Raw genomic sequence first — 12363 nt, forward strand, 5'->3', positions numbered from 1 at the left:
TCACACTGAATCGCATTATGCCCTCGCTTCGAATTTTTGAATCCATAAAAAGAATGAATTTCTGCCATTTAATTGTTTCTTTGGTGCCAACGTATTACCGTAAAAAAGCGAAATTTGTACTTGCAGTTAATAAACAGTTCCACGGAAGCACGCATATTGCGCAGACCGAAACCATCAAGCCAGACACACAAAACCACATAGCAATCAGACTCAGTTGATTGTTTTGACGTATTAATTATTCGGCACAAATGAATCCAGTCGTTTCAATCTACCAATGAATGGGTCAATATCAGCAAGAGCAATTCTGCCCATTTAATTGCTGGCCTGCACTTCTGGGTCATTCAAACAGATATCCATTCCCCCAATTCGCAGCAATGCATAAGAAGGCCATTCCAAAAGAATAAATTTAAGAATCAGCGTCCGCAGTCGATAATCAATAGCAAATAATTGTACTTGTTATAACTAATTGTTATTGCGGAGAACTGAATGGAAAATATTTATCTGGCCAAACAACCTATTCTGGATCGAAACAAAGATCTGGTTGCATTTGAGTTGTTTTTTAGGTCGCAAGAACTGGAAAACTCAGCAAACCCGGAAAACGGACTTTCTGCAACTGCAAATGTCATTGTGAATGCATATGGCCACCTGGGAATTCAGAATGTACTCGGTCAGCAACGCGGGTTCATCAATATTAACGGGGATTTGATCAGAAGTGACCTGATCAATCTTTTGCCTTCAAAACATGTCGTACTTGAAATAAACAGTTCGGAAATAATTGATGATGAACTGATTGCACACTGTACCGAATTAAAAAAATCAGGCTATCAGTTTGCACTTACAGGCATCACTTCGATCAATGAAAATGTTCAACGTATTCTTCCCCTGATCAATATTGTAAAAATTGATGTTTCAAGACTGAGTCAAAATGAGCTCACCGAACTTGTCAAGCAAATGAAACGCTGGCCGGTTCTATTCCTTGCAGAGAAAGTTGAAAGCCATGATACGGCAAACCAGTGCATGCATATCGGTTTTGAAATGTTTCAGGGCTACTTCTACGCCAAACCTGAAAGTATTTCCGGAAAACGTGCCGACCCGGCAAAACTGTCATTGTTGAATTTACTGACGCTGGTGATGAGCGACAGTGATCTGGATGAAATTGACAAAGAATTCAAACGAGAACCCGGTTTGAGCTATAACCTGCTGCGTATGGTCAATTCGGCAGCTGTCGGCATGCCAAAAAAAGTCAATTCCATTAAACAGTCGATCATGTTGCTGGGACGCAAACAGCTGCAGCGATGGATCCAACTGCTGTTGTATACCACAGAAAATTCCAAAAACAAAGAAAGTATGGACAATGCACTGCTTAAAACGGCAGCGGCCCGAGGCAAGCTAATGGAGCTTATTGCTGCAGTTGAACGACCACATGACAAAAATTATCAGGAAAGAGCCTTTATGGTCGGCATTCTGTCTTTACTGGATACAGTACTTGGCATCGAAATGCAGCAGATTATCGATAAATTGAGCATACCTGAGGATATGAGTCAGGCATTGCTAATCCGCGAAGGCAGATTAGGTCTGGAGCTTCAATTAATTGAAGCGAACGAAACGGGTGAAGTCAAAACGATTCAATCCCTGCTGAAAGAATTGGATTTCTTGAATCTCAGCGAACTGACCAACCTGGAACTTGCAGCTCTGGGATGGGTGAACAGGATCGGAGAAGCTGCAAACTAGCAGAGGGAGTCGAATATTCTGAAAGCTTCCAAAGAGGAAAACATGACGACAAACGAAAACCAGAATGACGAGCAGTGTCAGCACAGTAAAACTGATGCTGAATGTCTCGCTCGCGATCCTATTTACACGGAGGAGATCAATGAATATTTTTCAATCATCCAAAAGGATTTGCATCAAATCGATCGACTGGTAAACGATGCGGTTTCAAATCTGGTGTTCAATTTCAAGTACATCAATGAACTTTCCCAATCGCACCATAAAATGGTTGTCGCGATTGAGAAAATGTCAATCCCTAAAGAAAACACTGCCATGCTGGAACTGTTAAGCAAACAAATGGAAATCGCCAGCAAAATTGAACATGAGCTGGACTCAGCAGTAATTTCTTTGCAGTTTGGCGATCTGGTTTCTCAGTTGCTAGCGCATACGGCAAAACAAATTGAGAACCTGAATGCGTCGTTACTGCACATTGATCATGCGAGTAGCAGCGTGAAGAATTCGACATCGCTTCAGACGACAAATACCAAACTTTCAATGGCGGTACAACGCGCCAAGACGAACGAATCAAGCAAACCCGTTGTACAACATGAAATGCAAAAAGGCGAAATAGAATTATTTTAGCCATTCACATAAAGGTTTTGATTTTTATTTAACACGTTATATTTATTGGTTCGATAGCAGGAGAGCAAGCAAATGGAAAAAACGATTTTAACTGTGGATGATTCAGCCTCAATCCGTCAGATGGTTTCATTCACTCTTAAAGGCGCAGGGTATCAGGTTACTGAAGCAGTAGACGGTCAGGATGCACTGGAAAAAGCACACCGGCAATCATTTAACCTAGTACTTACCGACATCAACATGCCCCGCATGGATGGCCTTAAATTGCTGGAGAAATTAAGAGATCTTGCAAGCTATAAGAACATACCGATTCTGATGTTGACGACAGAATCCGATGATGAAATGAAAGCCAAAGGACGTGCAGCGGGCGCTACAGGCTGGCTTGTCAAACCCTTCAACCCTGAAAGTCTGCTGGAAGTTATTAAAAAAGTCACCAATTAAAATGAAAAAGACACTGAATTATCAGCTTAATTATTAATTTGCTTCAGGATCGAATTCACTATCATGCTTTTTTTAAAATTTAAATTATGAATACAAAATTCAGTTATAAATTTTTATCAAATCCGGTCAGTCTTTTCAGGGATACCTGTTTTAGACAATAAATCGAGCTTTCATAGAATGAAACTGTGTAGATTGGTTACAACGTATCGATGCTTCCAGAATATCGTATCAGCTATAACGCCCTCAGCAACTAGAAAAACTCGATCAGCTTTGATTGCAGACGGTCGCCTCAAGCATATTTGCAACTTGAAACAGTATGAAATCATGCTCTCTCATTCAATTGATGTTTCAAAATTTAGGATAAGAAATGAGTGCAGATCTTGAACAATTTTATGAGGTGTTTTTTGAAGAATCCTCGGAATTACTTGCAGAGATGGAAGCACGTTTGCTTGGGCTCGATATTAACGCTCCGGACCCAGAAGACTTAAACGCTATCTTTCGTGCTGCACATTCTATCAAAGGCGGGGCAGGCACATTTGGTTTTACAGACATGACGGAGATGACGCATATGCTGGAGTCGTTACTGGACAAGCTACGCAAGGGCGAAATCGTAATTCACAGTGAAATGATTGACACTTTTCTTAAAGCTGGCGATGTAATCAAAGGGCAATTGGCCGCTCACAGAGGCGATGGAACAGCCGATGAAGATGCAGATGCAACAGTCCGCAGTGAATTGATGCGGTTTTCTGAACAGGCGTCCGAACCAGCCAGGATGAATACTGAAACAGCAACAGCATCAACAGATCAGACGAAGCATACACCGAATGAAACGGAACCTGCTGATATAACAAATTCTTCTGATTCCGGAACCGCGCCTGAAACCAAAAACGAATGCTATGAAATAGCGTTCTCCTCAGATGGTATCAGTCAAAAAGTCATGGATAACCTGCTTGCCAATTTAAACATGCTTGGTACGCTGGTAAAGCTGTCTCAGATCGACGGAGAACAAAATTGTAGAATACGCCTTACCACCGGTTTGGAAGAAGAAGATATCTGGGAAGCTCTGGCATTCATCGTTAATCCGTCACAATTAACGATCGAAAAGCAGTTTTTCCCAATATCATCAAAATCTGTCGATGCACACGACGCTGTTCCAGGCCAGGCCGACAACACAACGTCTGAAAATGCTCAAGAAATCGAACCAGATAACATCGAAAGCACTGAATCTGAACTAACCCAGCCCTACGGATTCTTCCCGGGTGCGCCAGCTGCACCAAAGGAATCCAATCATATAAAACCAGAAGAAGCAGGTTCAAAGGCTCCCGAATCACCAAAAACCTTAACCGAGCCTGTCAATTCCGGTATTGCCCAGAAACAGGCCAAATCAGGCACTTCAGTCAATGAGTCATCATCCATTCGTGTCAGTATCGAAAAAGTTGACCAAATGATTAATCTGGTCGGGGAACTGGTCATCACTCAAGCCATGCTTGCACAGACAGCTTCCGAGGTTGATCCGGTTCTCTATGAAAAACTGAATAGCGGAATGAATCAGCTCGAGCGTAATACTCGCGATTTGCAGGAAGCCGTTATGTCAATTCGTATGATGCCAATCAGCTTTGTTTTCAGCCGCTATCCGCGAGTGGTTCGTGATCTGGCCGCCAAACTCGACAAAAAGGTTGAACTGAAAACAGTTGGCGAAGGTACAGAACTGGATAAAGGATTAATTGAGAAAATCGCTGATCCACTGACGCACCTGGTAAGGAACAGTCTTGATCACGGCATCGAATCGCCCGAGAAGAGAATTGCAGCAGGAAAGATAGCCAAAGGAACCATTACCTTACGGGCATTTCACCAGGGTGGCAGCATTGTCATCGAAGTTGGGGACGACGGCGCAGGGCTCAACCGTGACAAAATCATCGCAAAAGCACTGGAACGCGGAATACCCGTCCATGAAAACATGTCAGATCAAGAAGTCTGGATGCTTATTTTCGAACCCGGCTTTTCTACAGCCGAAAAAATCACTGACGTTTCCGGTCGAGGTGTCGGCATGGATGTTGTCAAACGTAACATTCAGAGTATGGGCGGGCGCATTGAGATTGATTCGGTATTCGGTGTTGGAACACGCATCACGATCCGCTTACCACTGACACTGGCCATACTGGACGGTCTTTCAGTGGCTGTCGGGGATCAGATGTTTATTGTTCCCTTAACCTACATTACCGAATCTCTCCAGATTAAAAATACCGATATCAAAACTGTTGGAGGCAAAGGTCGTGTCGTTCACGTGCGCGGTGATTACCTGCCGGTAATCGCGCTCCATGAATTTTTTAATATCAAACCTAATTCAACCAATCTCGAAGACGGCATTCTTGTCATTCTGGATGCAGAGGGACATAAGGCAGCCATGTTCGTAGATGCACTGATTGGCCAGCACCAGGTTGTCATCAAGAGCCTTGAAAAAAACTATCGCAGAGTGATGGGTGTTTCCGGAGCAACAATCATGGGTGATGGCACAGTTGCCCTCATTCTTGATACCACCGGCCTGGTCATGGCTTCACAAAAAGCATCAAAGTAACCGGTTACTCAAAAAACTTTATGGACAAATTCCAATATTTTTAATTAAGGAGGAAGACGGTATGTCACAGCAACAGACACTCATCCAACCCGAAACAGCAAGCAACGCGCCAGCAGTAAGCACCAATGAATTCCTGACCTTTAGACTGGGAAGTGAAGAATATGGCATTGATATTCTAAAGGTCCAAGAAATTCGTGGTTATGATGCCGTTACTCAAATAGCCAATTCACCTGATTTTATAAAAGGTGTTGTCAATCTGCGTGGCATTATCGTTCCCATTATCGACATGCGAATCAAATTTCGATTAGGCAACACCGATTACGACCAGTTTACGGTCGTCATTATTCTGAATGTATCAGGGCGTGTAATGGGTATCGTGGTTGACGGAGTATCTGATGTTATCAGTCTCGATATGGACCACGTACGGTCAACACCAGAGTTCGGTTCAGTCATTGACACCAAATACATTATGGGGCTGGGAACCATTGATGAACGCATGCTAATTCTGGTTGATATTGAAAAACTGATGGCCAGCGACGACATCGGATTGATTGATCAAACACTCAATTAGGCAGCACTTAACGAGCATATACAGGAGATTCAGATGTTTAGCAATATGACAATTAAATCACGCTTAATAATAATGATCAGCATCTTGTCGCTGCTGCTTATAAGTGTTGGCAGTATTGGATTATTTGGCGTCAATCAATCCAACCAAGGATTAAAAACTGTCTATGAAGACCGTACGATCCCGGCTGTAGATCTGGGAAAGATAAACGATCATTGGCAGATCATGCGAATGAATGCAGTGGTAGCTGCCAACCTGAATGATGTTGAAATTGCAAAGACACGTACAGTGGATACGGCCAATAGATATGCTGAAGTCCGAAAGATATGGTCGGTTTACATGCAAACGGTGCTGACACCGGAAGAAGCGGCACTTGCTGAATCATATATTCAACATGAAAAAGCTTATGTTGATTCACGCGATCTTACATTCAGGCTTGCAAGTGCCGGTGATTTTGAAGGCGCACGGGATAACGCAATGAGTGATGCAGGACCGAAATTCGACATTCTTCATAAAACTGTTTTCGATTTAATTGATTTGCAAGGCAGAGTCGCCAGTGAAGAATATGCACGAGCACAAGAAAATTTTGAATTTCTTTTCTTTATAATTAGCTGTGCTGCAATTACAGGTGTTATCTTGGCAATCGTAATTGGCATGATGCTTATTCGCGCGATCGTAGAACCTATCAACGAAGCAGTTGCTGTTGCCAATGCCGTTGCCTCGGGAGACCTGACCAGCCGGATAGAAGCCAATTCAACCAACGAAACAGGTCGTCTCATGCATGCATTAAAGCAAATGAACGACAATCTGGTCGATCTGGTCGGCAAAGTACGCATTGGAACCGATTCTATCTTCGTCGCTGCGGGTGAAATATCTGCCGGCAATTCAAATTTGAGCGAACGTACCGAGGAACAGGCGTCGAGTCTGGAACAAACCGCTTCCTCCATGGAAGAATTGACTTCTACAGTTAAGCAAAATGCAGATAATGCATACCAGGCCAATCAGCTGGCATCCGGAGCATCAGAGGTTGCAATTAAAGGTGGATCTGTTGTCGGCCAGGTCGTCCAGACCATGAGTGAAATCAACAATAGCTCAAGAAAAATCGTTGATATTATCAGCGTCATTGACGGTATTGCATTCCAGACAAATATACTTGCATTAAATGCCGCTGTAGAAGCCGCTCGTGCCGGAGAACAGGGGCGCGGCTTTGCTGTCGTGGCTACAGAAGTGCGTACGCTGGCACAACGTTCAGCTGCCGCAGCCAAAGAAATCAAAGAACTGATCAGTGATTCTGTCAGCAAAGTTGAAGACGGTACGCGATTGGTTGACGAAGCCGGGACAACCATGGATGAAATTGTCAGTGCTGTCAAACGTGTAACAGATATCATGACTGAAATTTCTGCGGCTTCTCAGGAACAGAGCTCTGGAATCGAACAGATTAATCTGGCTGTCACACAAATGGATGGGATGACACAACAAAACGCCGCGCTTGTAGAAGAAGCTGCTGCTGCTGCAGAATCCATGAAAGAACAGGCAGAAGAACTGACCAAGGCAATCTCATTGTTCAGATTATCTGAGAATATGGCCATAAAACCGGTTAACAGACACAAGAAAAAGACAAATGTAACCCAGCTTCCTGATCGTACGACAGTGAATAAAAACGCTGCAAATAAAAATACAGAAAATACCGCAGGTTCAATTGCATCAAAGCCCAAAAAAGTTGCAACAGGCGGTAATGATGAATACTGGGAAGAATTTTAACAGATTCAAGTAATTTATTATTGATCTGGCCATCTGACCGCGGATAGCGCTTGTCATATCCCGACCATTTTGGTCAGATCAACAGCCTTGCTGTATCAGTTTGTTTTTTTCATCGATCATCATTCAACCGGACCGAAGGCAAAATGTGGGATGTTGAAATAAAAAAAAAGGAAGAAGCATCCCGTGAATATGTTTTCACTCAGGCAGATTTTGAAAAAACCAAAAGAATGATATATGAATACGCCGGCATTTCATTATCAGACTCCAAACAAAACATGGTTTACAGCCGCCTGACCCGTCGGCTACGGTTTCATGGTCTTAAAAGTTTCAAGGAATATCTAAAATTACTGGAACGTAAAAACTCCCTGGAATGGCAGGAATTTGTTAATGCGCTGACTACAAATCTCACATCTTTTTTTCGTGAAAATCATCATTTCTCAATTCTGGAACAACACCTGATATCGTGCAAAAGATCCAGTTCAACTGATGCAAACGATTTTTCCAGCCCGGGCAAAAATTTTCACGAAAGAGCGAACCAGCATAAAACCCATCTCTGGTGCACAGCATCCTCCACTGGAGAAGAACCCTACTCTATGGCTATCACAGCCATCAGAGCGTTCAATACGCTAACACCCCCGGTTCATATTCTGGCTACTGACATCGATACCCAGGTACTAAAAAAAGCCAGCGAAGGAATTTACCCACTTGACCGTGTTGATAAGTTACCACAAAGCGTACTTAAAGAATTTTTCTATAAAGGCAAGGGACGCAACGAAGGTCTTGTAAGAATACGGGATGATGTCCGTAAACTGGTCACGTTCAGAAGAATTAACCTGCTTGACGAAAACTGGTATATGCGCGGCGTCTTTCAAGCAATATTCTGTCGAAATGTCATGATTTATTTTGATAAAAAGACACAATACAAAATACTGAAGAAATTTGCACCATTGCTGGATGAAGGCGGCTTGCTGTTTGCCGGTCATTCTGAAAGCCTCCAGCATGCGTCAGACCTTTTCAGGCTGCGTTCAAATACTGTCTATGAAGTTGCCAAAACACAGGAACCAGCATGATCGAAATAGAAAACAAAAACATCACATTGACTGATAAGCAGGCAGCAACTCACTTTTACTACGACAACGAATTTAAAGCGCAAGCAGTCAAACTGTTACCTGGCGAATATTTTGTAACAGATCAAGACAAACTACTTGTCACGGTTCTCGGATCATGTATTGCAGCCTGCATACGGGATATTCGTAGCGGGATTGGCGGCATGAATCATTTTATGCTGCCGGATACCGGCTCTTCAAATGCCAACGCTCAATTAAGCGCTTCCGCCCGTTATGGCACCTACGCTATGGAAATACTGATTAATCAGTTGTTGAAATCAGGCGCACGCCGTACGAATCTTGAAGCAAAAGTTTTTGGCGGTGGCAATGTTTTAAAGGAGCTGACCAACTCAAATATAGGTCAGCGTAACTCCGATTTTGTTTTGGCGTTTCTTGCCACTGAGAATATTCGTGTAGCAGCGAAGGATTTGATCGATATTTATCCGAGAAAAGTATTTTTCTTTCCCAAGACCGGGAAAGTAATGGTCAAGAAACTCAAAGAGGGTCAGTTCAACAACGTTTCAGATAACGAAAAGAGATACTTTACACGGGTTAATCAGTTTAGTCAGTCAGGGAATTCAGGCGGAACGGTCGAACTTTTTTCGTGATAACGCGCGCTTTTTTCTTGTGTATCTAGAAGACCATGAACAAAATCAGAGTTCTAATTATTGATGATTCCGCTCTCGTGCGAAAAATGCTTACTGAAATAATTAACAGTCAGGCAGATATGGAGGTAATTGGTGCCGCACCCGATCCGTTGATAGCACGGGAAATGATTCGCGAAATGAATCCGGATGTATTAACGCTGGATGTCGAAATGCCAAAAATGGACGGCCTTGATTTCCTGGAAAGACTAATGCGATTAAGGCCCACGCCGGTATTAATGATTTCAACACTGACCGGGAAAGGATCAGAAGTAACATTTCGTGCACTTGAGCTTGGCGCAGTTGATTTTATTGCAAAACCCAAAATAGATATTGTCTCAGGCCTGCAAGATTATACCAATCAAATTGTCGCCAAATTGCGTATTGCCAGGCATGCACGCATTAAGCGACTCACTCCCGCATCTGTCTCAAATACCTCGACATCGTTACAGACACTGTCTACACCTAAAAATCATATAGCCTCAACCGAGAAACTGATCGTTATCGGTGCATCAACTGGTGGAACAGAGGCTCTAAAGGATTTTCTCATACAACTGCCGTCTAACTGTCCTGGCATATTAATTGCGCAGCATATGCCAGAGTTATTTACGAAATCTTTCGCCGATCGCTTAAACAAACTGTGCAGAATAAGAGTCGTTGAGGCGCAGGGCGGCGAACGCGTATTACCCGGCCATGCTTTTGTCGCCCCCGGGCATTCCCATCTCTTGCTGCGTCGAAGCGGCGCCAACTATATGACCGAATTAAATCAGGACGCCCCCGTCAACCGGCACCGCCCCTCCGTAGACGTACTTTTCCATTCCGCTGCAAAAGTCGCAGGAAAAAATGCAATTGGCGTGATTTTGACAGGTATGGGCAAAGATGGTGCCGCCGGCATGTTAGCAATGCATGCAGCAGGAGCCTACAATTTTGCGCAGGACGAGGCCAGCTGCGTGGTCTATGGTATGCCTAAAGAAGCGGTGGCTGCTGGTGGCGTTGACGAAATCATTCCATTATCTGATATGGCAAAAAAAGTGTTATCACGAGCCTTTCATATCGGTGCGCAAGCGGTACGCGTTTGAAAACATATTACAACGAAATTTTGCTTGCATACAGATTATGCAAGTGGACTGTAAATCATATTACCTTGAAAACCAGGTATTCATGGTCGCAGTATGTTAATGGAGGAAATGAATTATGCGTGTAAACCTGCCAATCACAACAATCGAGAAAGATTTTCGCGAACAGGATGGATTAATATCCAAAACTGACTTAAAGGGACGAATCACTTTCGTCAATGATGCATTTGTTCAGGTCAGCGGTTTCTCGCGCGAGGAATTGCTGGGAAAACCGCATAACATAGTGCGCCATCCTGACGTACCGGAAGAAGCTTTCAAAGATTTGTGGAATACCGTCAAATCCGGCAAGCCTTGGACAGCGATTGTAAAAAACAGATGCAAGAATGGTGATTATTACTGGGTTGAAGCTAATGTAACCCCACTGCGCGAAGGGAGTAAAATTACAGGATATGTTTCAATTCGCAACAAACCAACGGACGAGCAGATTCAAAGTGCCGAGACGCTATATCAACAAATAAAAGACGGCAAGGTTATTCTAAAAGAAGGCAAATCCGTTAAAAAGGGCTTTGCAGAAGTGTTGAGCAACCTGACCAGTCCATCGTTGAAAGTAAAACTAGGACTTGCTTTTGCGTTTCCAACTTTCGCCTTCCTATTGGTTGGAGCAACTGCATTGAGTGGATTTGCAACACAACACCCGACTGCATTTTTAGCCGGTATCGGATGCGGTTTTTTGGTTTCGATACTGTTGAGCTGCTATACAATCGCTTCCATTGTCAAACCTTTAGAGAATATTTCCGACGCTGTATCACGTGCAGCGTCCGGCGACTTTTCTCATACAGATTATCCATCTTCTAAGGGTGAACTGGGCCGGTTGCTTGAATTATTGAATACTATGAGCAGAAACCTGCGCCGTATCATATTGAATGTCTATTCCAGCACTAACATCGTCTCACAAAGTTCGGAAAGCCTGGTTCAAGGAAATGATGAATTGAACCGGCGCACGCTGAACCAATCGGCTAATCTTGAAAAAACCGCGGCATCAATGGAGGAACTGACTTCAACGGTGAAACAAAATACCGAAAATGTACAAGAAGTCAATAAACTTGGAATTCAGGCGCGTACAGTTGCATCCAAAGGCGGTGAAATCGTCAATGACGTCGTGCATACCATGAATTCAATTCATGAAAGCTCCAAACAGGTTGTCAACATCATCAGCGTCATTGATGAAATCGCCTTTCAAACCAATATACTGGCATTGAATGCAGGTGTTGAGGCAGCGCGTGCAGGAGAACATGGCCGCGGTTTTGCAGTTGTGGCCTCTGAAGTTCGCATGCTTGCCCAGCGCTCTGCAACTGCTGCCAAAGAAATTGCAACGTTAATCAATAACTCAGTAAATCAGATTGAAACCGGTACAGAGTTAGTGGGCAAAGCTGGACAGACAATGAACGAGGTCGTCAATTCAGTCCAGAAAGTAACCGAAATCATGGCTGATATCGCAAATGCATCGCATGAGCAGAATTCGGGTATTGAACAAATCAACGAAGCGCTGATCAATCTGGATACTGTGACCCAGCAGAACACTTCTTTAGGGCAGGAAATTGCCAAATTGGCGAAATCATTGCAAGAACAGACCGATAACCTCGCTCAGGCCATAGCAGTACTAAAACTCGATGCAATCGAACACGACGAAACAGAATTTGACCGTCGCAATAATTCGAGACTCGCATGGAAAACATCTCTGCAAAACAACTCCGATAGGAGAAGCGGGAAACGCCCGGCCAATATTCATCGCATCCATGGACGTAAAAACAGCGCCACAGGCTAATTGAGTACATGTGCGCTCTGC

At 43.6% G+C, this 12363-nt stretch carries 10 protein-coding genes; all 10 read left to right on the plus strand.

All coding sequences use genetic code 11. The features are described 5' to 3' along the window. Window positions 1-486: 486 nt before the first annotated feature. Window positions 487-1731: an EAL and HDOD domain-containing protein gene (locus BMX44_RS06435; protein WP_090629868.1), complete on the plus strand. Its 1245-nt coding sequence runs from the start codon at window positions 487-489 to the stop codon at window positions 1729-1731. A 42-nt stretch (window positions 1732-1773) separates the two neighbouring features. Next, window positions 1774-2349, plus strand: coding sequence for a hypothetical protein (locus BMX44_RS06440; protein ID WP_090629871.1), 576 nt, complete (start codon window positions 1774-1776; stop codon window positions 2347-2349). Window positions 2350-2421: 72 nt separating this feature from the next. Further along, window positions 2422-2787, plus strand: coding sequence for a response regulator (locus tag BMX44_RS06445; RefSeq protein ID WP_090629875.1), 366 nt, complete (start codon window positions 2422-2424; stop codon window positions 2785-2787). A 367-nt stretch (window positions 2788-3154) separates the two neighbouring features. Then, on the plus strand, window positions 3155-5362 hold the full coding sequence (locus BMX44_RS06450) for a chemotaxis protein CheW (protein WP_090629879.1): 2208 nt from the start codon (window positions 3155-3157) through the stop codon (window positions 5360-5362). Window positions 5363-5423: 61 nt separating this feature from the next. Beyond that, on the plus strand, window positions 5424-5933 hold the full coding sequence (locus BMX44_RS06455; RefSeq protein WP_090629883.1) for a chemotaxis protein CheW: 510 nt from the start codon (window positions 5424-5426) through the stop codon (window positions 5931-5933). A gap of 33 nt (window positions 5934-5966) precedes the next feature. Next, complete coding sequence (locus BMX44_RS06460) at window positions 5967-7691, plus strand: methyl-accepting chemotaxis protein (protein WP_090629888.1); 1725 nt, start codon at window positions 5967-5969, stop codon at window positions 7689-7691. A 143-nt stretch (window positions 7692-7834) separates the two neighbouring features. Further along, window positions 7835-8761 (plus strand): CheR family methyltransferase, encoded by a 927-nt coding sequence (locus BMX44_RS06465; protein ID WP_090630349.1) that lies wholly within the window; start codon window positions 7835-7837, stop codon window positions 8759-8761. Further along, window positions 8758-9405 (plus strand): chemoreceptor glutamine deamidase CheD, encoded by a 648-nt coding sequence (cheD, locus tag BMX44_RS06470; protein ID WP_090629892.1) that lies wholly within the window; start codon window positions 8758-8760, stop codon window positions 9403-9405. The genes BMX44_RS06465 and cheD overlap by 4 nt, the downstream gene beginning before the upstream one ends. A 35-nt stretch (window positions 9406-9440) precedes the next feature. Next, window positions 9441-10520, plus strand: coding sequence for a protein-glutamate methylesterase/protein-glutamine glutaminase (locus tag BMX44_RS06475; RefSeq protein ID WP_090629896.1), 1080 nt, complete (start codon window positions 9441-9443; stop codon window positions 10518-10520). A gap of 115 nt (window positions 10521-10635) precedes the next feature. Continuing rightward, entirely contained in the window at window positions 10636-12342 is a 1707-nt protein-coding gene (locus BMX44_RS06480; RefSeq protein WP_090629901.1) for a methyl-accepting chemotaxis protein, read from the plus strand. Window positions 12343-12363: the final 21 nt, after the last annotated feature.

Source organism: Nitrosomonas marina (genome assembly GCF_900110145.1).
Taxonomy (GTDB): Bacteria; Pseudomonadota; Gammaproteobacteria; order Burkholderiales; family Nitrosomonadaceae; genus Nitrosomonas; species Nitrosomonas marina.